23 protein-coding genes are annotated in these 20,208 nt (G+C 67.2%); 19 read left to right on the top strand and 4 right to left on the bottom strand.

Going from position 1 to position 20,208, the window contains the following annotated elements:
* Positions 1-10 precede the first annotated feature (10 nt).
* The 15 genes from VGT00_01160 (at position 11) to VGT00_01090 (ending at position 12,230) form a co-directional block, all read left to right on the top strand.
* Entirely contained in the window at positions 11-490 is a 480-nt protein-coding gene (locus VGT00_01160; GenBank protein ID HEV8530007.1) for an urease accessory protein UreE, read from the top strand.
* Positions 483-1,172: an urease accessory protein UreF gene (locus VGT00_01155; protein ID HEV8530006.1), complete on the top strand. Its 690-nt coding sequence runs from the start codon at positions 483-485 to the stop codon at positions 1,170-1,172. The genes VGT00_01160 and VGT00_01155 overlap by 8 nt, the downstream gene beginning before the upstream one ends.
* Positions 1,169-1,795, top strand: coding sequence for an urease accessory protein UreG (gene ureG, locus VGT00_01150; GenBank protein ID HEV8530005.1), 627 nt, complete (start codon positions 1,169-1,171; stop codon positions 1,793-1,795). Before VGT00_01155 ends, ureG begins: the two co-directional genes overlap by 4 nt.
* Positions 1,734-2,639, top strand: a complete 906-nt coding sequence (locus VGT00_01145; GenBank protein HEV8530004.1) for an urease accessory protein UreD — start codon at positions 1,734-1,736, stop codon at positions 2,637-2,639. The genes ureG and VGT00_01145 overlap by 62 nt, the downstream gene beginning before the upstream one ends.
* Positions 2,640-2,668: 29 nt before the next feature.
* On the top strand, positions 2,669-2,875 hold the full coding sequence (locus VGT00_01140) for a DUF4089 domain-containing protein (GenBank protein HEV8530003.1): 207 nt from the start codon (positions 2,669-2,671) through the stop codon (positions 2,873-2,875).
* A complete protein-coding gene (locus VGT00_01135) occupies positions 2,872-4,254 on the top strand; it encodes an AtzE family amidohydrolase (GenBank protein ID HEV8530002.1) in 1,383 nt (460 codons plus the stop codon). Before VGT00_01140 ends, VGT00_01135 begins: the two co-directional genes overlap by 4 nt.
* Before the next feature lie 46 nt (positions 4,255-4,300).
* Positions 4,301-4,675: an oxalurate catabolism protein HpxZ gene (gene hpxZ, locus VGT00_01130; protein HEV8530001.1), complete on the top strand. Its 375-nt coding sequence runs from the start codon at positions 4,301-4,303 to the stop codon at positions 4,673-4,675.
* Positions 4,676-4,869: 194 nt separating this feature from the next.
* Positions 4,870-6,144 carry a CmpA/NrtA family ABC transporter substrate-binding protein gene (locus VGT00_01125; GenBank protein ID HEV8530000.1) on the top strand — a complete coding sequence of 425 codons (1,275 nt, stop codon included), beginning with the start codon at positions 4,870-4,872 and terminating at the stop codon, positions 6,142-6,144.
* 5 nt (positions 6,145-6,149) lie between these two features.
* On the top strand, positions 6,150-6,947 hold the full coding sequence (ntrB, locus tag VGT00_01120; protein ID HEV8529999.1) for a nitrate ABC transporter permease: 798 nt from the start codon (positions 6,150-6,152) through the stop codon (positions 6,945-6,947).
* 10 nt (positions 6,948-6,957) lie between these two features.
* On the top strand, positions 6,958-7,812 hold the full coding sequence (locus tag VGT00_01115) for an ABC transporter ATP-binding protein (protein ID HEV8529998.1): 855 nt from the start codon (positions 6,958-6,960) through the stop codon (positions 7,810-7,812).
* Between the two features lie 11 nt (positions 7,813-7,823).
* Entirely contained in the window at positions 7,824-8,252 is a 429-nt protein-coding gene (locus VGT00_01110) for a helix-turn-helix domain-containing protein (GenBank protein ID HEV8529997.1), read from the top strand.
* Positions 8,253-8,375: 123 nt separating this feature from the next.
* Positions 8,376-8,624 carry a helix-turn-helix domain-containing protein gene (locus VGT00_01105; GenBank protein ID HEV8529996.1) on the top strand — a complete coding sequence of 83 codons (249 nt, stop codon included), beginning with the start codon at positions 8,376-8,378 and terminating at the stop codon, positions 8,622-8,624.
* A gap of 43 nt (positions 8,625-8,667) precedes the next feature.
* Complete coding sequence (locus VGT00_01100) at positions 8,668-9,711, top strand: MBL fold metallo-hydrolase (protein HEV8529995.1); 1,044 nt, start codon at positions 8,668-8,670, stop codon at positions 9,709-9,711.
* A 12-nt stretch (positions 9,712-9,723) separates the two neighbouring features.
* Complete coding sequence (locus VGT00_01095; GenBank protein HEV8529994.1) at positions 9,724-10,413, top strand: response regulator transcription factor; 690 nt, start codon at positions 9,724-9,726, stop codon at positions 10,411-10,413.
* Positions 10,413-12,230: an ATP-binding protein gene (locus tag VGT00_01090; protein HEV8529993.1), complete on the top strand. Its 1,818-nt coding sequence runs from the start codon at positions 10,413-10,415 to the stop codon at positions 12,228-12,230. The genes VGT00_01095 and VGT00_01090 overlap by 1 nt, the downstream gene beginning before the upstream one ends.
* Positions 12,231-12,278: 48 nt before the next feature.
* Here VGT00_01090 and VGT00_01085 read toward each other — a convergent pair whose 3' ends face one another.
* The 4 genes from VGT00_01085 to VGT00_01070 form a co-directional block, all read right to left on the bottom strand.
* Positions 12,279-13,631, bottom strand: coding sequence for an extracellular solute-binding protein (locus VGT00_01085; protein HEV8529992.1), 1,353 nt, complete (start codon positions 13,629-13,631; stop codon positions 12,279-12,281).
* 10 nt (positions 13,632-13,641) lie between these two features.
* Entirely contained in the window at positions 13,642-14,496 is an 855-nt protein-coding gene (locus VGT00_01080) for a carbohydrate ABC transporter permease (GenBank protein ID HEV8529991.1), read from the bottom strand.
* Positions 14,489-15,454 (bottom strand): sugar ABC transporter permease, encoded by a 966-nt coding sequence (locus tag VGT00_01075; GenBank protein HEV8529990.1) that lies wholly within the window; start codon positions 15,452-15,454, stop codon positions 14,489-14,491. Before VGT00_01075 ends, VGT00_01080 begins: the two co-directional genes overlap by 8 nt.
* 224 nt (positions 15,455-15,678) lie before the next feature.
* Positions 15,679-16,776, bottom strand: a complete 1,098-nt coding sequence (locus VGT00_01070) for a transglutaminase domain-containing protein (GenBank protein HEV8529989.1) — start codon at positions 16,774-16,776, stop codon at positions 15,679-15,681.
* A gap of 242 nt (positions 16,777-17,018) precedes the next feature.
* Between VGT00_01070 and VGT00_01065 the strand changes: the two genes are divergently transcribed.
* From VGT00_01065 to VGT00_01050, 4 genes are all read left to right on the top strand, one after another.
* Positions 17,019-17,300: a hypothetical protein gene (locus VGT00_01065; GenBank protein ID HEV8529988.1), complete on the top strand. Its 282-nt coding sequence runs from the start codon at positions 17,019-17,021 to the stop codon at positions 17,298-17,300.
* A 95-nt stretch (positions 17,301-17,395) separates the two neighbouring features.
* Positions 17,396-18,208, top strand: a complete 813-nt coding sequence (locus VGT00_01060) for a response regulator transcription factor (protein ID HEV8529987.1) — start codon at positions 17,396-17,398, stop codon at positions 18,206-18,208.
* Positions 18,209-18,288: 80 nt separating this feature from the next.
* Positions 18,289-19,260 carry a phosphate ABC transporter substrate-binding protein PstS family protein gene (locus VGT00_01055; protein ID HEV8529986.1) on the top strand — a complete coding sequence of 324 codons (972 nt, stop codon included), beginning with the start codon at positions 18,289-18,291 and terminating at the stop codon, positions 19,258-19,260.
* A 1-nt stretch (position 19,261) separates the two neighbouring features.
* Positions 19,262-20,208, top strand: a 947-nt coding sequence (locus VGT00_01050; protein HEV8529985.1) for an ABC transporter permease, incomplete at its 3' end; no start/stop codon positions are given.

The following is a 20,208-nucleotide window of genomic DNA, read 5'->3' as shown; positions in this document are numbered from 1 at the left end:
ATTCCCTCTCGTGCTGCTGATCACCGAGTCGCACCTGCACGTGGATGCGGCTGCCCTGGCGGGAAAGCGGCGCGATACGCTCTGCTTGACCTGGGAGGAGCGGCGATGGACGCGCAAGCGTGTGATCACGACCGGCGGGAGAGAGGTGGCCCTCGCGCTGCCCACGGGGAGCCTGCTCCATCCGGGGGACATCGTGGCCGTCGAGGCGGAGTGGTACCTCGAGATCGAGGGTAGACCCGAGCCCGTGCTCGCGGTGACGCCAAGAGATAGAAACGAGGCCATTCGCATCGCCTTCGATGTCGGCAACCGGCATTTCCCCGTCGCCATAGCCGGTGATGACCTCCTCGTGCCTGAGGACAGCGCCATGACGCAGCTCCTGACCCGACTCGGCGTGGTCTGGAAGCGCTCGGCGGCCGTCTTCACCCCCCTGGGTGCCGGCCACTCGCATGAACACGGTCACAGCCCGCTAGACGGCCATCGGCATGAGTGATCCACGACTCCTTTCATTGCTCCACTTCGCCGACAGCGCCTTTCCCACGGGGGGCTATGCGCACTCCTTCGGCCTCGAGACCTATTGCCAGCAGGGCCATGTCAGAGGACGCGAGGAGCTCGAGCGCTTCCTCATGGCGCAGCTCGAAGGCGCGGTCGGGCCGTGCGATGCCACGGCCGCCGTGGGGACCCTTCGAGCCGCGGAGCGCGGCGATCTCGACGCGTGCCGCGAGATCGACGTCACCCTGGAAGCCATGAAGCCCGTGAGAGAGTTCCGCGAGGGCAGCCGTCAGATGGGGCGCCAGACCCTCCGGGTGGCCGCCGCCCTCACCGGCGATCCGCGGATCGCGACATATTCGGCAGATGTCGACAAGGGCCTCGTGCCTGGCCATCACGCCGTGGGCTACGGGCTCACGGCCGCCACGCTCCGCTGGGAAGCGGAGGCGGCGGCGACGGCCTATCTGTATTCGACCACCGCCCTCCTCATCGGCGCGGCGCTGCGGCTCCTTTCCATGGGCCAGCTGGAAGGGCAGCGCGTGCTGTGGGCGCTGCATCCCGTCATCTCGCGCGTGGCCCGCGAGGCAGCGGGACGCGGCGCCCACGAGCTGTGGAGCTTCGCTCCGGGCATCGAGATGGCCGGCATCCGGCACGCCACCCTCGAGATGAGGCTCTTCCGCTCGTGAGCGCAGATTCCCGGATCCCGCGGCCGCTTCGCATAGGCATTGGCGGACCGGTGGGCTCGGGCAAGACGGCCCTGGTCGAGTCGCTCTGCCTTCGCCTGCGCGACCGCTACGACATGGCCGTGATCACCAATGACATTTACACTCAGGAGGACGCCCAGTTCCTCATCCGGCGCGGCGCCCTGCCGTCAGAGCGCGTGCTCGGCGTGGAGACGGGCGGCTGCCCGCACACGGCCATCCGGGAGGACGCCTCGGTCAACCTCGAGGCCGCGCACCAGATCCTCGGCCGCTTTCCCGGGCTCGAGATGCTCTTCGTGGAGAGCGGGGGCGATAACCTGGCCGCGACGTTCAGCCCGGAGCTCGTGGACGCGACCATCTACGTCATCGACGTGGCGGAAGGGGACAAGATCCCCCGCAAGGGCGGGCCCGGCATCACCCGCTCCGATCTGCTCGTCATCAACAAGATCGACCTGGCGCCCTATGTCGGCGCCGATCTCTCCGTGATGGAGCGGGACTCCAAGCGGATGAGGGGGGATCGTCCCTTTGTCTTCACCAATCTCCGCGATGGGACCGGCGCCGACCGCGTGGTGGACTGGATCCGTCGCGAGCTGCTCTTCGAGCCCTGAAGCGCCGTCGCCCCTCCGCACGGGGCGCGACGGCTTCCTCGGTCTCGCCTTCGAGCGCCGCGCCGGGCGCACGGTCCTGACCGGCCGCCGCTTCACGCTGCCCCTGCAGGCGCTCGAGCCTGTGGATCTGGACGGTACGGGGGCGGCCACGCTGCTCCTCCTGAACCCGACGGGCGGTGTGCTCGGCGGCGACCATCTCGAGACGCGCGCGGAGCTCGGCGCGGGCAGCCATGTGTGTCTCTCGACGCCGAGCGCGACCCGCGTCTATCGCAGCACAGGGCCGGTCTCAGTCCAGCGCGTGATCTTTCGCGTGGGAGAGGGCGCCCGGCTCGAGTACCTGCCTGACCATGTCATTCTTTCCCCGGGGGCGCGCCTCGTCCAGAGCATCGAGGTCGAGCTGGCCCCGGGCGCCTCGGCCATACTCTGTGACGCCTGGGCCGTCGGACGCGCGGCCCGCCGCGAAACCTGGGGCTTCCACCTGCTCGACAGCGGCATGGCGGCGCGGGATTCGGAAGGACTGGTCTTTAAGGATCGCGTGATCCTGCACGGTGCGCAGGGTTGGGGAGGGCTTGGGGCCGCCGAGGGCATGGCCTATGTGGCGACGGTCGCCGCCCTCTCGCCGACGTACCCCGGCCTGGACGAGCTCGCCTCCAGTCTCTCGACCGCGCTTGACGGGAGCGCGCTAGACGCCAGAGCGGGGGTGTCCGTGCTCGCCCGCGGCGGCATCGTCGTGCGTCTTCTCGCGCCCTCGGCCCATGCCCTTCAGCGAGCCATCGAGAGAGCGTGGGCGGTGTGCCGGGCCGGCCTTTGGGGCCTCGAACCGCTCGCCTTGCGCAAGATGTAGGCTGTGCTCCTTACTTTCATGGATCCGCCATGAGCGCGGCGCCCGGCCCGGCCGACGTGGGGCAGGGCGAGGTGCGTCAGTACCTCGAGCACGTCGCTCCGCTTCTCGGTCTGACCATCCCGCCGGAATGCCGTGAAGGGGTGGCGCGCAACCTGGCCATTCTCTTGGCCGCGGGGGCGCTGGTTCGCGATTTTCCGGTCGGGGACACGGAGACGGCCCCGGTATTCAAACCGTGAGCCCTCTCGACGCGACGGGCATGGCGGCCGAGGTCCGCGCGCGCCGTGTGGCGGCACGCGACCTCGTGGCCTCCGCCCTCGAGCGGATCCGAGCGCGCGACGCGCAGATCAACGCCTTCACGGCTCTCATTGCCGAGAGCGCGCTCCGCGATGCCGAGGCCGTGGATGCCGACATGAGGGCGGGCAAGCCTGTCGGCCCGCTCGCCGGAGTTCCCTTCGCGGTCAAGAATCTCTTCGACGTCGCGGGCCTGACCACGCTGGCTGGGTCCAAGATCAATGCGGAGCGCCCGCCCGCGGTCCGGGATGCGACGGTGGTGGCACGGCTGCGCCGGGCCGGGGCCATTCTCCTGGGCGCCCTCAACATGGACGAGTACGCCTTTGGCTTCACCACCGAGAACACGCACTACGGCCCGACTCGCAATCCCCACGACCCCGCCAGAGTGGCCGGCGGCTCCTCGGGAGGCTCGGCCGCCGCGGTGGCGGCCGGGCTCGTGCCCCTGACCCTGGGCTCGGATACCAATGGCTCGATCCGCGTGCCCGCCGCGCTCTGCGGCATCTTCGGGCTCAAGCCTACCTATGGGCGTCTTTCCCGGGCCGGGGCGGCCCTGTTCGGCATTAGCTTCGACCATGTCGGTCCGCTGGCCACGTCGGTACGCGATCTGGCTATCGCGTACGACGTGATGCAGGGAGCGGACCCGGCCGATCCCGTGTGCGCCGAACGCCCCGTCGAGCCCTGCCGGGCGCGAATGGACGAAGGCATACGAGGACTGCGCATCGCGGTCGCCGATGGTCACTTCGCCATGGGAGGCGAACCCGATGTCTTCGCCGCCGTCGACCGCGTTGCGAAGTCACTCGGAGCCACGCGGCACGTGACCGTGCCCGAGCCACATCGCGCCCGCGCGGCGGCCATGATCATCACGGCCTCCGAGGGCGCCAACCTTCACCGGGAGGACCTCAAGCACCGGCCCATGGATTTCGACCCCATGACGCGCGACCGCTTCCTCGCCGGCGCGTTACTACCCGCCGGGTTCTATATCCAGGCCCAGCGCTTCCGGGCCTGGTACCGGGAGCGGGTACGCGAGATTTTCGATTCGGTGGACGTGCTGCTGGCCCCGACCACGCCATGCCCGGCCCCCAAGATTGACCAGGACACGATAATGATAGCGGGCGTGACGGTGCCGAGCCGGGCTATTCTCGGGCTCTACACGCAACCCTTGTCCTTCATCGGCCTGCCCGTGATCTCCGTCCCGGTGGCCGGATCTGGTCCCCTCCCGCTCGGCGTGCAGCTCATCGCCGCGCCCTGGAACGAGGCCGCCCTCTTTCGTGTCGCCATCGCCCTCGAGAGCGCCGGCGCCGTCGGCGCCCGACTTGCTGCGTGAGCCTGGTCGTTCAGGATCGGGGTGAAAGGAGACCAGCGTCGTGGACATGAATCTGCCCGATATTGTCGCCGAGGTGACCGCGGCCTTCGATCGCTACGAGAAAGCGCTCGACGCGAACGACATCGAGGTCCTGGATTCCTGTTTCTGGAGGGACCCGCGCGTCATTCGCTACTCGCTGACGGACAATGCCTATGGCTTCGCGGCCATCCATGCCTCGCGACTCGCGCGACCGAAAATGGATCTGCGCCGGGTCCTCAAGAACACCGTCATCACCACCTTCGGGCGCGACCTCGCGACGGCCAACACCGAGTTTCAGCGGCTCGAGTCAGGGCGGGAGGGTCGCCAGAGCCAGACCTGGGTTCGTATGCCTGAGGGCTGGCGCGTTGTGAGCGCCCACGTCTCTTTCATGCCCACATCGTAGGCACGGGAACTGCCCACAGCTTGCTCACGCGAGAGGCGTGTGTGCTTATCTCGTGGGCAATCCCGCATCGCTGATTTTCCCCGCCTGCCTGAACTCGTTGATTTGCTTGGAGCCAGATCGAGGCACAGGCCTTGCTCTGCTCACCTCGGGTGATTCGGCCCCGAAGACCAATCCGAACGGGGGAGGGGAAACGGATGGAGGCAAAGCCCGAGAACACCGAGGCGGTGATCGATCGCCTCGTCGAGCGCTCGGTCCAGCATGCGGTCTTCGGGGATCGCCGCGACTTCTTCAAAGTGGTCGGCGCGGGAGCCGCGGCCGCCGCCCTCGCCGACGTCTTCCCTCTCGGCGCGGCCAAGGCGCTGGCCCAGGCCAAGCTCGGGCCGCCCGAGAAGAAGGACCTCAAGATCGGGTTCATCCCCATCACGTGCGCGACCCCCATCATCATGGCCGAGCCCATGGGCTTCTACAAGAAATACGGCCTCAATGCCCAGGTGGTGAAGGCCTCGAGCTGGGCCATGATCCGCGACCTCTCCATCAACAAGGAGAGCGACGCCACCCACATGCTCTCGCCCATGCCGCTGGCCATCAGCATGGGCATCGGGTCGCAGGAAGTACCCTACGTGATGCCCGCCGTCGAGAACATCAACGGCCAGGCCATCACCCTGGCCAACAAGCACAAGGGCGTGAAGAGCGCCGCCGATTTCAAGGGCTTCAAGTTCGGCGTGCCCTTCGACTACTCGATGCACAATTTTCTGCTCCGCTATGTGGTCGCGGAGGCCGGGCTCGATCCCGACAAGGACATCCAGATCCGCGCGGTGCCGCCCCCCGAGATGGTGGCGAATCTCCGGGCGGGCAACCTCGACGGCTACCTCGGCCCCGATCCGTTCAACCAGCGCGCGGTATACGAGAACGAGGGCTTCATCTGGATGCTGTCGAAGGACATCTGGCCCGGCCATCCCTGCTGCGCCTTCGCCGCGCGCAAGGACTTCGCGGAGAGCTCGCCGAATGCCTTCGGCGCGCTCTTCCGCGCCATCGTGGACGCGACCCAGTACGCGCACGACAAGAAGAATCGCAAGGACATCGCCGCCGCCATCGCCCCGCGCAACTACCTCAACCAGCCCGTGGAGGTGATCGAGGCGGTGCTCACGGGGCAGTTCGACAACGGCCTCGGCCAGAAGATGAACGTGCCGGACCGCGTGGACTTCGATCCGTTCCCGTATCACTCCATGGCCATCTGGATCCTCACCCAAATGAAGCGCTGGGGCTACATCAAGGGTGACGTCGACTATGCCAAGGTGGCGGCCCAGGTCTTCGCGGCGGACCAGTGTCGGGAGGTGATGAAGGCGCTCGGTTACAAGGCGCCAGATAAGAATTCCGTCACACATACGTTCCTGTTCGGCAAGCAGAAGACCTTCGACCCCGCGAAGCCCGGTGAGTATCTGAGCGGCTTCGCCATCAAGCGGGCCTGATGACGATGACGGCGGGCCGGCGCGAGCGTGTGAGGACGGTGGTGTACAGCCTGGTGCTGCTCGTCATCTTCCTGGGGGCCTGGCAGGCCCTGGCGGGCGCGGGTGGGAAGGGCGGCAAGGGCTCGGGTATTCCCGGGCCCGTGGCCGTCGCCCAGACGTCGTGGGACATGCTCGCCGATCCATTCTATGACCGCGGCCCCAACGACAAGGGCTTTGGCCTCCAGCTCGGCTATAGCCTGGGGCGGCTCATCGTGGGCTATCTCGCCGCCTCCGTGGTGGCCATCATGCTCGGGGTGGCCCTGGGCTCCTCGCCCGCGCTCTTCAAGGCGGCCAACCCCTTCATCCAGATCCTCAAGCCCGTCTCGCCGCTCGCCTGGATGCCGCTCTTTCTCTACACGATCAAGAATGCCGGGCAGGCGGCGGTGCTCGTGATCTTCATGTCCTCGCTGTGGCCGACCATGGCCAACACCGCCTTCGGGGTGGCCAGCATCCGGAAGGACTATCTCAACGTGTCGCGGCTGCTGCAGCTCTCCTGGCCCCGGCGATTCTTCCAGGTCATCCTGCCCGCGGCCGCCCCCGCCATCCTGGCCGGGCTGCGCATCTCCATCGGGAGCGCCTGGGTCGCCATCGTGGCCGCGGAGATGCTGATCGGGGGTACCGGGGTCGGCTACTTCGTGTGGAACGAGTGGAACAACCTCGCGCTGAACAGCGTCATCTTCGCCATCCTGGCCATCGGCGTGGTGGGCGTCCTCCTCGACTTCGGGCTGGGCCGAGTGGCCAAGCTGGTCGCCTACACGGACTAGACGGCACTTCATGGCCTTTCTCGAGATCGATCACGCCACCAAGTTCTTTCCCGACCCCGACGGGCGGGGGCAGCTCTGCGTCTTCCGCGACGTCGCCTTCGGGGTGGAGCGGGGCGAGTTCGTGACCATGGTGGGCCATTCCGGCTGCGGCAAGAGCACGCTCTTGAACATCATCGCGGGGCTGGAGACGGCCTCCCTGGGCGGCGTGGTGCTGGAGGGCCGGGAGATCAGCGGACCCGGGATGGACCGCATGGTCGTCTTCCAGAACTTCTCGCTCATGCCCTGGATGACGGTGACCCAGAACGTGCGACTGGCCGTGCGCTCCGCGTATCCTTCGTGGCCGTCGCGCAAGATCGAGGAGTGGGTGCAGCGCTACGTGGAGATGGTCGGCCTCACGGGGGCCGAGAACAAGCGGCCGTCGGCCCTCTCGGGAGGCATGAAGCAGCGCGTGGGCCTGGCCCGGGCCTTCGCCACCGAGCCCAAGGTGCTCCTGCTCGACGAGCCCTTCGCCCAGATCGACGCCCTCACGCGCGGGGTCATCCAGGAAGAGCTGGTCCGGATGTGGACGGCCTCCCGGAACACGGTGTTCATGGTCACCCATGACGTCGACGAGGCCATCCTCCTCTCCGACCGCGTCGCCCTCATGACCAACGGGCCGGACGCGCGTCTCGCCGAGATCGTGGAGGTCAAGATCCCGCGCCCGCGCTTCCGCTCGAGCATCATCGACGATCCGGAGTACGCGCGTCTGCGCAGCCACATCATCCATTTCCTCGTGGAGCGCTCCCGACATCTCCAGGAGCAGGCCTTGGCGGATGCTCAGGCGGAGGGGAGCCACGCCACGGGAGAGCTCCTCCCCACACGCTAAAGGAGACCCACATGGACCGAGCAGCGGCGCTCCAGAGAATCCGGCAGGCCCGAGAGGCCAAGGGCCTCTCCTACGACGACCTCGGCAAGGCCATCGGGACCAAGGACACCATGTACATCGCGGCGGCCCTCCACGGGCAGCACCGTTTGAATGCCGAGGAGGCCAAGAAGCTCGCCCAGGCCGTCGGGATCGACGCGGAGACGGCCATGGCGACCACCGCCATGCCGCTCCGCACCGACTTTCCCCTGACCACGGATCCCTTCAAGTATCGGCTCATGGAGCTGGTGGGAGTATACGGAGATGCCCTCCGGGAACGCTCCAACGAGCTCTGGGGCGATGGCATTCTCTCGGCCATCGACTGCAAGGTGACGCTCGAGAAGAAAGGCGAGCGCGGCGTCATCACGATCGACGCGAAGTTCCTGCACTACAAGGAGTTCTAGGAGCGAGCGGCGGTGAGGCTCGCCAGAGTGAGATTCGCGACGTGAGACTGCTTCAAAGGGGAGGCGGCTCGGAAAGGAGCCAGCATGGATGGCCGAGCTGAGGCGGAGGAGTTCGATCGGCTATTGAGCACAGTCCTCCCGATCGTCGTGCGTGATTCCGCGGCGGCGGAGAGCGGTCGGCTGTATCGGAGCGTCATGGCGAGAGTGGAGACCCCGCTCCTGCGGCATGCCCTCGAGCTGTCGGCCGGCAACCAGCTGAAGGCGGCTCGCTTGCTCGGGATCAACCGCAATACCCTGCGCAAGCGGCTGCGGCTGCTCGGGCTCTTGCCGGTGGCCCGCTCGAACAGCGGCAACGGGGCGAAGTCGGCCTGACCGCCGTCGCGCGACCCCGCGTTCCACGGTAGACTCGCTGACCGTGCGAGTCCGCGTGCGGTCACGCCTGCTCGTCTGCCTGCTGACCGCGGGGGCCCTGGCCGCATGCACCGGGGTAGGCAAGGAGTCTATTCCCGGCCAGCCCGCCCATCACGTCGAGGGCGGCTTCCGCAATACCAACCCGGCCTTCGAGCGCCCGTCTGCCGCGGCCCGCTTCGCCTTCATCTTGAAGCGGGCCTGGGCCTCGGCGAGGACGATCGATGTTCCCCGAGTGGCCAACGACGGCGCCGCACTTCGCGCGAATGGCTCCGAGTCCACGGTGACCTGGGTCGGGCACGCGACGGTGCTCCTGCAGCTCGACGGGGTGAACCTGCTCACGGATCCGCACTGGGGAGGGCGGGCGAGCCCCGTAGCCTTCGCGGGACCGAAGCGGCTGCAGGCCCCGGGCCTCGCCTTCGAGGACTTGCCGCGCATCCACGTGGTCGTCCTGTCCCACGATCACTTCGATCACCTCGATCTGGGCACGGTCAAGCGGCTGGCCGCCGACCGCGACCCAGTGTTCGTGGTGCCCCTCGGTCTCAAGAGCTGGCTCGAGGGGCAGGGGATCACGCGCGTGGTCGAGCTGGACTGGTGGAAGGAGTTCGAGTATCGCGGCCTCCGCATCGTGTGCACGCCCGCCCAGCACTTCTCCCAGCGGAGCCCGTGGGATTCGAATACGCGGCTCTGGGCCTCGTGGGCCGTCTTGGGGTCTTCACGTCGAGTCTATTTCAGCGGCGACACGGGCTACTTCGACGGCTTCCGCGAGATCGGCGAGCGACTGGGCCCCTTCGATCTCACCGCCCTCGCCATCGGCGCCTATATGCCGCCCTCCATCATGCGCTTCGTCCACTTGACTCCCGAGCAGGCGGTGGCGGCCTTTCAGGATCTCCGTGGCCGGACCCTGCTCGGCATCCACTGGGGTACGTTCGATCTCGCGGACGAGCCGCTGGAGGAGCCGCCCGCGCGCATGCTCGCAGAGGCCGCGCGCCGCAGGGTGCCGCCCGATCGCGCCTGGATCATGAAGCTCGGTGAGACGCGCCGCTGGTAAGATAGCGGCGACATGCCGAGCCGTGTGCTCATCGTCGAGGACGAGCGGGACATCCGCGACCTCGTCCTCTTCCACCTTCAGCGCGAGGGCTATCAGGTCTCGAGCGCGAGCAGCGGCGAGGAAGCCCTGCGCCAGGTCCGTCACACCCCGCCGGACCTCGTGCTGCTGGACCTCATGCTGCCCGCCATGGGCGGACTCGAGGTCTGCCGCACCCTCCGCCAGGAGGCCTCGACGGCCGCGCTGCCCATCGTGATGCTGACGGCCAAGAGCGACGAGGTCGACCGCGTCCTCGGCCTCGAGCTGGGCGCCGACGACTACATCGTCAAGCCCTTCTCTCCCAAGGAGCTCCTCGCCCGCGTGCGCGCCGTCCTTCGCCGGGCCAAGTCCGCTCCCGGCGCCGCGCGCATCGCCATCGGTGCGCTCACCATCGACCAGGGAACGCGCACGGTCACCGTGGAGAAGGCGCCTCTGACCCTGACCCACAAGGAGTTCGAGCTGCTCTGCGCGCTCGCGGACGCGCAAGGACGAGTCCTCTCCCGCGAATTCCTCCTCGATCGGGTCTGGGGCTATTCGCGCGCGGGGGAGATCGAGTCGAGGACGGTCGACGTGCACGTCCGCCGGCTGCGCGTGAAGCTGGGTCCCGAAGGGCGCCGGATCCTCACGGTCAAGAGCGTCGGGTACCGCCTGGACCCGATGACGTGATGCTCGGCCGGCTCGTCCACGCCCTCCGCAGCCGCATCGCCCTCAAGCTCACCCTGACGCTCGTGGGCTTCGTCGCGGTGACCATGATGCTCGTGGGCGTCTATCTCTCCCGGGGTCTCGAGCGCGTGGCCATCGAGTCCATCGAGGCGCGCCTCGGCACGGCGGCCCAGGTGCTCGAGGACGAGACCCGGCTGGCCCTCCGGACGGACGGGGGTGGCGGCGCCATTCAGGCTTTTGCCGAGCGCGCCGCGCGACGCACGACCTCTCGGGTGACCGTCATCGCGCCTGACGGGCTCGTCCTGGCCGACTCCGATCGGAGGCCGGAAGACGTGGCCCAAATGGAAGACCACGCGGGGCGGCCCGAGGTGCGCGCCGCCCTCCAGGGCGGCGTCGGCCGCGACGTGCGGCGCTCCGGCACGCTTGGGAGGCCGTTCATCTACGTCGCGGTGCCCGTGGCGGAGTCTGGCCGGGTGGCGGGGGTCCTGCGGCTGGCCGCGCCGCTCGAGGCGGCCACGCCGGCCTACGAGTCGCTGCGCGGGGTCATGGTGGCGGGAGGCGCGGTGGCCCTCGTGGTTGCCCTCGGCATCGGCCTCTTCGTGGCCGGTCGGGTGACGCGCCCCGTGGTCGAGATGGAGGACGTGGCGCGCCAGATGAGCGAGGGCAATTTCCAGGTCCGCGCCTCCGTTCGCTCCCCGGATGAGATCGGCACGCTGGGCCGCTCGCTCAATGTGATGGCCGGGCGTCTCCGCGAGAAGATCGACGACCTCGAGCGCGAGCAGGCCAAGGCCACCGCCATCCTCGATGCCATGGTCGAGGGCGTCATCGCCACCGACGGTCACGACCACATCATTCTGATGAACGAGCGCGCCCGCGGCATCTTCGGTCTGGGCCCGGCGCGGGTCGAGCGCCGGCCCCTCCTCGAAGTGATCCGCAACGTGGACCTGCACGGCCTCCTCAACGAGAGCCGCGCGGGCGCCCACGGCACGCTGGTGAGCCGGGAGATCAAGCTGCCGGAGCCCTCGGAGCGTGTCCTGCAGGTTCACGCCGTGCCCCTCCGCTTCACGGGCGACGAGTCCGGCGTCGTCATCATCCTGCATGACATCACGGAGCTCCGCCGGCTCGAGCAGGTGCGGACGGAGTTCGTGGCCAATGTCTCCCACGAGCTCCGGACGCCCCTCACCGCCATCCAGGGTTATCTCGAGACGCTGCTCGACGGCGCCCTCGAGGAGCCCGAGCATGCGCGGAAATTCCTGGAGGTGGTCTTCCGCCACACCGAGCGGCTGGGCCGCCTGACCGATGACCTGACCGATCTCTCAAATATCGAGCTCGGCCGAATCTCCCTGCGCATCGGAGCGACCAGTCTCGCGGAGGTGACGGAGTCGGCCCTGGCCATCATCCAGCCGCGAGCCATGTCAGGTCGCGTGACGGTGGAGGCAAGTCTGTCCGCGGATCTTCCGGCTGTCCTGGCCGACCGCGACCGGCTCGCCCAGATCCTGATCAACCTCGTGGACAACGCGGTCAAGTACACACCCAGAGGTGGCCACGTCAAAGTCGTGGCAGAGCGGCTCCCCTCAGGGATGGTCGAAGTTGCCGTGCGAGATACCGGCGTCGGGGTGCCGAAGGCGGATCTGCCGAGACTGACGGAGCGCTTCTACCGGGTGGACAAGGCGCGCTCGCGAGAGCTCGGCGGCACCGGCCTGGGGCTTGCCATCGTCAAGCATCTTGTCCTCGCGCACGGCGGCGAGCTCGGCATCGAGAGCGAGCTCTGGAAGGGCACCACGGTCCGCTTCACCTTGCCCGCGGCCAAGACGGGTTGAGACGGGCGGGGCCGCCCCGGAGCGCCCGGGGCGGCCGCCACCCACGCGTCAGTTCTTGCGCCGGCGGCCGGCGTAGATCTCCTGCATCTCCTTCTCGCCCCAGCTGATTGCCTGGTCGAGCGTCATCTTGCCCGTCGCGTACTGCGCGAACATGTCGGGGATGATGTAGAGGTCCCAGACCTGTTGCGAGGCCGCGGTGGTCGGACCCGGCCAGGAGGGCGGCACCGTCACCTTGGCGACCTCGGGAATGAACCGGTACTGTTTGTCGCTCTTGTACACGGGGTGCTTGGTCAGGTTGTTCATGAACGGCATGTTGAACCCGTGGCCCGCGTCCACCCACTTGGCCTGGTTGTCGGGCTGGAAGTGGTAGCGCAGGAAGTCCTTGGCCAGGTCCACGTTCTTGGAAAAGTTCCAGATCCCCACGCACCAGAAACCGGTGGTCGCCTTGCGGTCCACGGGGCCCTTCGGTGTGTTGATGTGATCGATGACCTCCGCGATCTCCTTCTGCGTCCCCGGCACGACGACCTTGTCCTTCTTGGCGGATTCGTACGCGCTGATCGGATTATGGATGCCGATGCACTTGCCGGCGTTCAGACACCGGTTGTTGCTCGCGTCGTCCCACGCCAGCACCTCCGGGTCCATGGCCTCGGTGTAGAGGCGCTTGACGAACTCCATGGCCTGCCGTGTCTCTTTCGAATTGATGGTGATCGTCTTGCCGTCCTTGCCCACGTAGGAGCCGCCGTAGGACCACAGGATCGACAGCAGGGTGACGTTGGCGTCGCCGCTGTGGCCCATGGCGGTACCGAACGGATGTCCGATGGCCTTGCCTTTCTTGCCGATACGCAGCCAGTCCTCCCAGGTGTCCGGGTTCCTCTCGCCGATCTGCTCAAGCAGGTCGGTACGCACGGCCATGGGGAACGGCGGCTGCCACCACGGAAGGAGCTTCCACTTACCGCGGATGAGGTAGTCGTTGGGATTCAGCCACCCGCCGTTCTTGGGCGCCACGTCGCCGGCCACGTCATTCAGGTCCGCCAGGTAGTCGAAGTAGAGATCGGCGTCGCCGAGGCCGGGGCCGAGGGCGGTGAGGTCGTGACCCGAGCGCGACTGGACCTCGGCGGCCTTCTTCGTTTGGAGCTGGAGGTGGGCGATGATGTCGAGCCGCACCTTGACCTTGTTCTTCGCCCCCCACTCCTCGAATTGCCGCTTCAGCTCCTTGTCGGTCTCGGGAACGAAGCTGGCGATGCTGAGGAAGGTGAGCTCGCGCGTCTGGGCGAAGGCGGGCGCGCGGCCCGCGGCGAGGATGCCGGTGACGCCGGCGGCTCCGCCCGCCGCCGTGCCGAGGAACTGACGCCGGCTCACGCGACGTGCATCAGGATTGGCCGAAGCGCTGGATTTCGCCATGTTGCCCTCCTTATTTGACGGCACCCGCCGTCAGTCCCGAGACGTAGTAATCCAGGAAGAAGACGTAGGCGATCACGATGGGGAACGAGCCGATGCAGGCGCCCGCCATCAGCGCGCCCCAGTAGTAGATGTCTCCCCGGATCAGCTCGGAGAAGACACCCACGGTCAGGGTCTTCAGCTCGGCGGGCGAGACGAAGACCAGGGAGTAGAGGAACTCGTTCCAGGACAGCGTGAAGGCGAAGAGAGCCGCGCAGATCACGCCGGGCACGGCCACGGGGAGGAGGATCCGGATCAGGGTCTGCAGCCGGTTGCACCCGTCGAGCATCGCGCACTCCTCGATCTCTTTCGGCACCGTGCGGAAATATCCCATGAGGAGCCAGGTGCAGAAGGGGACGAGGAAGGTCGGGTAGGTCACGACGAGCGCCCACAGGCTGTCGGACAGGCCCAAGCGGTTGACCACGGTGCTCAGGGGCAGGAACAGCAAGGAAGGCGGCACCAGATACGTGATGAAGATGGCCACCCCGAAGGATTCCGCGCCGGGGAACTTCAGGCGCGCCAGCGGATAGGCGGCGAGGATGCCGAGAACAACGGAGATCAGGCTGGCCGCCACGCTGACCATCAGGCTGTTCACGAACCAGCTCCAGAAAAAGGTGTCCTTGGAAAGGAGCTCGTAGTGCCCGAAGGTGACGCCGCGCCCGATCCAGAAGGGCACGGAGGTCACGTCGTAGAGCTCGGCGTTCTTCTTGAAGGACGTCACGAACATGAAGTAGAGGGGGAAGAGCGCGAAGAGGACGAAGGGCATGGTGGGCAGGTAGAGGGTGAAGAGAGGCCGACTCCCCCGCCACCCCCGCGTCAGGCTATTCATACGTCGTCGACTTGCGAACTATGCGAAGCCCGACGAAGACCACGAGGAGAAGAATGGGGAAGAGGAAGAGCGAGACAGCGGCGCCTTGCCCGATCTGCCCGCTCTGCAGGCCGAGAACGAACGAATAGGTGGCGAAGACGTGGGTCATGTTCATCGGCCCGCCCTTGGTCAGGATGTAGATGATGTTGAAGTCGGCGAGCGTGAAAATGGTCGAGAACAGGATGACCACGGCGAGGACGGGCTTGACGAGGGGAACCGTGACGTGCCAGAAGCGCTTGACCGGGCCGGCGCCGTCCGACTCGGCCGCCTCGTAGAGCTCCCGCGGAATGGCCACGAGGCCGGCGAGGAGGGTGATGGCGAAGAAGGGGAGGCCCCGCCAGGTGTTCACGAGGATGACCGTGAACATGGCGAGATAGGGATCGGGCAGCCAGGGGATATCGCGATTCACCACGTGCAAGGCCTTGAGGGTCCAGTTCACCACGCTGTAGAGGGGCTCGAACATCCACCACCAGACGAGGGTGCTGAGCGCGGTGGGTACGATGAAGGGGAGCAGCACCGCGCCCCGGATGAGGCGCTTGAACCTCGTGATCCGGTAGAGGAGCAGGGCGAGGGCCATGCCGAAGATGGTCTTGAGCCCCAGGGCCAGCGCGGTGAAGACCATGGAGTTCTGCAGGGTCTGGAGAAAGATCGAGCTCGAGAGGAGCCGCCGGAAATTGTCGAGACCGATGAAGGCGCCGGTTTCCCCCACGCGGGCGTCGCTGAGGCTGAACCAGACGGAGAGGACGAAGGGATAGGCGACCAGGAAGAGCAGAAGGAAGAACGCCGGCCCGATGAAAGCGTACGCCACGGGCGTGTCCTGGACCAGGATGTCGGACAACGTCCAGGGGCGGACCTCGCCGCCCCTGTCGGCCTTTGCCACATCCCCGTTGAGCGTCTTGAACCGGATGGCGCGCTCCATCGGAGAGAGACGGCCGCTCGGCCCTCTCTTCCGTCGGGCGATGGGGCTACCGATGTCGGACGGGGCGCCCGTTGCGCCTCCCCGAATCCCGGCACCAACCGAGGCTCAACCTAAGGCGGGCCGACGCGAGTGTCAAGCGCGCCCCCCGCCCCGGAAGGCCGGCTTAAATGTCGCTGCCCCCGGGCGGTCCGAGGGCAGCGAGGCAGCGTCGGCGGTGACGGGACTTAGGAGGTCAGCTCCTTCGAAGTTAACCGGTAGCGCACGGAGTCGGGGTCGAGGCTGTCCCGCCGCTCATTGGCCGTCTCCGCCTGTGGATACATGAAGAAGGGGAGAGGATCGCCGGGTGAGTTGGGGAGCTTCAGGTCGGCCGCATAGTTGTAGGCGAGCCAGTTCATCTCCAGCGCGCCGAAGAGCTTGGCCCTCGCCTTCTGCACCTTGGGATCCGTGAGCGGTATCCCGCCATTCTCCTCGAGCACGAGCTTGCGCACGTCGGCAGGATCCACGGGCACCCAGCCGTGGCTCGCCGCGTAGAACTCCGCGCGGCAGTGCTGGGCCTTGGTGATGTCGCCGCCGCGTCCGAGGCTCTTGTACTCGGCGGAGTCGGCCACGCGCACGCCGTAGATGTCGCGCGCGGGGATGCCCACGGAGCGCGCCATGCCGACGAACAGCGCGTTCAGATCGGCGCACTTGCCCCCGAGGTTGCCCGTCTCCAGCATGGCCGTGATGTCGCCCAGCCCGCAGCCGCGCACCTTGGGGTCGCGGAAGGTATTGTCGACGATCCACTCGTACAGGGCCTTGGCTTTGTCGACGTCCGTGCTCGCCGTCTTGGTGATCTCACGCGCCGTCTTACGCACGATGCCGTCGGTCGCGATGAACTTGGTGGCGGATAGATACCTCTTGAGGACCGTCTTGTCCTCTGAGCCGGGAGAGCCCGGCGCGCTGAGATCCACGGCGCGGTCGCGCGTGGAGAAGCGTGTCGTCACCTCGACCACGGGCGCCGCCTCTGTTCCCGGCCACTCGGCGTAGAAGATGCCCGCGCCATACTTCTCGTCACGGTACACGCGCATCATTGCCGCATTGCCGGTCCAGCCTTGATTCAGGTTCTTGTGGTAGTCGGTGTCCGGCAAGAGCGGCATGGGCACCCAGGCTCGCGTCACGCCCGAGGGCTTGATGACCTCTACCCGGGTGGTCACCTCGAAGGTGCGCCAGCTAGTGCCGCCAGCGGCCGGCGCGGCCATCGAGCGCATCGGCTGAGCGAGCCCGGCCACCATCATTCCGGCGGAGGCGCCGGCGCTCGTCTTCAAGAATGTCCGTCTATCCATGAATCCTCCCTTTGCGCTCCTGGGTATGGACTCCAGCACCACATGCTAAAGGCCGTGGCGAAAGAGTCAAATCGGCAGTTCCGATACAAGGTCCGAATGACATCGGATGGCCCAATCTCAATACGGAGACTGACACCAAGGCTTCGCGCGAACGTCATTCTCGCGAGATGCCGGCAGGCGAGACTCCCGCCATGGTTTCCACCTTGATAGTTCGACCGGCCGCACCCGCCGATCTTTCCGACATGGTCGAGCTTCTCATCCAGCTCGGTTACCCCGCTCGCCGCGAGACGCTCGGGGGAATCCTGGAAGCGCTGCTCGGCGCGAAGGGTCTGGCGACCGAGCGCGGTTGGGCCCGCCTCGAGACCGTGGTGGCGCGCAAGCGCGAGTCGAACCGGCGGGGGTTTCTCCTGTCCCGCGGCTTCGTCGCCGGCGACTGCGTCACCTACCGCTGGGGCATGCACGAGGGACGACATCAGGCTCCCCCCGTCTTCTCCCTGGCGCCGCACTCGTCCGAGATGGTCTAGCCCAGGCTGTTCCGGAACGAGTCGACACCCCCCGCTTCACCCAACATTTACGGAGCCGTCATCCGGCCGTAACCTGCCGCGGCGACACTCCCGCCATGACGACACGAGCCATGGGGGAGGTCAAGGCGGCGATGGCAACGTGGCGGCGCACCTCGGAGTCCGCTCCACCGGCATCGCTCAAATCGGGCCACCGCGTCCTCGTCGTCGAGGACGAGCAGGACGTGGCCGAGCTGATTCGCTACAACCTGGCCAAGGAAGGCTACGACGTGGCGCTGGTGGACAATGGCGCCGACGCCCTCAAGCGCGCGCGCGAGGGCAAGCCGGAAGTCATCCTTCTCGACATCATGGTGCCTCAGCTCAATGGCTGGGAGGTGTGCCGGCGCCTCAAGCAGGACCCCGAGACGCGCGGCATTCCCGTCATCATGGTCACCGGCCGCGTCGAGGAAGGCGACAAGGTCCTCGGGTTCGAGATGGGCGCCGACGACTACGTCACCAAGCCCTTCTCTCCTCGCGAGCTGGTGGCGCGGATCCGCGCGGTGGTCCGGCGAGGCAAAGCGAGCGATGTCACGGGCAGGAAGCAGCACCTCAAGGCCGGCGATCTCGAGATCGACCGGCACCGCTTCGAAGTGATCATGAAGGGCCAGCGGGTGGATCTCACGCCCAAGGAGTTCGACTTGCTGGCCGCGCTCATGGGCACTCCCGGGCGTGTCTTCGGACGCGAGGAGCTGCTGGATCTTGTCTGGGGCGAAGACGGCTTCGTCGAGCCGCGCACCGCGGACGTGCACGTGGCCGGGCTCCGGGCGAAGTTCACGGCGGCTCGGCTCCCCGTGCCGGGAATAGAGACCGTGCGAGGCGTCGGCTATCGCTTCAGGGAGCAGGATTCGGCACGGCTCGGCAGCCGGAATTAACACAAACGTAACACGACGTTTATGTCAGTGAAACATGGCCGCGGGATGATCCGATCATACCCTTCGACAAGGGAGACAATATGAGGAAGCGGATGGTGGCGTCGGCCCTGGCCGTCGCCGTGTTGACCTCCGGTCTGGCCCTGGCTGCCCCCGTACAGCTGGATCCGGGACTGCAGGCGTACAAATCGGTCAGCGGCGTCAGCGGCAATATCTCGAGCGTCGGCTCCGACACGCTCAACAATCTGATGACCCACTGGGCGGAGACGTTCAGCCGCTTCTACCCCAATGCGAAGGTCCAGATCGAGGGCAAGGGCTCCTCGACGGCGCCCCCGGCCCTCATCGCCGGCACCGCGCAGCTGGGCCCGATGTCACGCGAGATGAAAGGGACGGAGATCGACCAGTTCGAGAAGAAGTTCGGCTACAAGCCGCTGGCCATTCGCACCTCCGTTGACGCCCTCGCCGTCTTCGTCAACAAGGACAACCCCATCAAGTGCCTCAGCATGAGCCAGGTGGACGCGATGTTCTCCAAGGGCCGCCGCCAGGGCTACAAGGAGGACATCAACACGTGGGGGCAGCTCGGGCTCACGGGGGAGTGGGCGCAGAAGCCCATCAGCCTCTACGGTCGCAACTCGGCCTCGGGCACCTACGGCTTCTTCAAAGAGCACGTCATGAAGAACGGCGACTACAAGGATACGGTCAAGGAGCAGCCGGGCTCGGCGGCGGTGGTCCAGGGTGCGACAGTGGACCGCTTCGCGGCCGGGTACAGCGGCATCGGGTACACCACGGCCGGCGTGCGGGCGGTGCCGCTGAGCGAGAAGGACGGCGGCAAGTGCGTGGAGGCCGCCGCCGACAACTCCTACTCCGGGGCCTACCCGATGGCGCGCTTCCTCTTCGTCTACATCAACAAGGCGCCCGGCAAGGCGCTCGATCCGCTCACGAGGGAATTCGTGAAGGTGATCGTCTCCAAGGAAGGGCAGGAGGGTGTGATCAGGGACGGCTACTTCCCGATCCCGGCCTCGATCGCGAAGGAAGAGCTGGCGAAGATTCAATAACGTGGCCATCAACACCGAGACTCTTCCGGCAGGCGGGCCAGCCTCCCCGGCCCGCCCGCTCGTGGTCAGCCGGGCCCGCACGGAGCGGCGCATCCTCGCCGACCGCTGGGCCTCGCGGCTCGTGGTGGTGGGCGGCATCATCATCATCGCGTGCATCCTCGCCATCCTTTTCGTCATCGCCGCCGAGGTCTATCCGCTGTTCAAGCCCGCCACGGTGACCCTCGTGGGGACCTACGCCGCGACGGCCGGCGGGCTCGGCCCGGCCGCGGGAGAGGCGATCGGGGTCGACGAGTACCGAGAGATCGCCTTCACCCTCACTGGCCCAGGCAATCTCGAGTTCGCCTCGCTCAAGGGAGGCCCGTCCCCTCCGTCCGTCGTCGTGCAGGGCTTGAATGGCGCCACCGTCGCGTCGGTGGCCGCGGTCGGCAAGACGCGACTTCTCGTCGGCACGTCGGATGGGCGTGCGATACCACTCGACATGAAGTTCGATGTCACCTTCAAGGACGGCACGCGTGCCGTGGTACCGGCTCCTTCCGTCGGGCAGGCCATGGCCCTCGACCCTGAGAAGAAGCGGGCCGTGCGCCGTCTTGCTTCGGGAGGTCCGGATGCGGGCGGCGGCGTGACGGTCGCGCAGGTTGGAGCCGCGGACCTCGTCGTGCAGAGCATCGTCGAGAAGAAGGCGTTGATCGGCGGAGCGCGTCGCGAAGAGTCGATCCAGGCTTTCACGCCCGACGTCTCGGGTGAGATCACGGCGCTGCGCCTGGACGGGCGAGCCGAGGATCTCTTCATCGGCACGAGCCAGGGGAATGTGCTCCGCTACGACATGAAGGAGCCCTCCGGGCCGAAGCTCGTCGAGACGACTGCCGTCACGAGCAAACCCGGTGCGCCCGTGACGGCGCTCGGGTTCCTCCTCGGGGACCGGACGCTGATGGTCGGGGACGGGCAAGG

It is taken from the genome of Candidatus Methylomirabilota bacterium (assembly GCA_036002485.1).
Classification (GTDB): domain Bacteria; phylum Methylomirabilota; class Methylomirabilia; order Rokubacteriales; family CSP1-6; genus AR37.
Note: the sequence above shows the minus strand (reverse complement) of the source record. Positions and strands in the feature narration are given on the sequence as shown.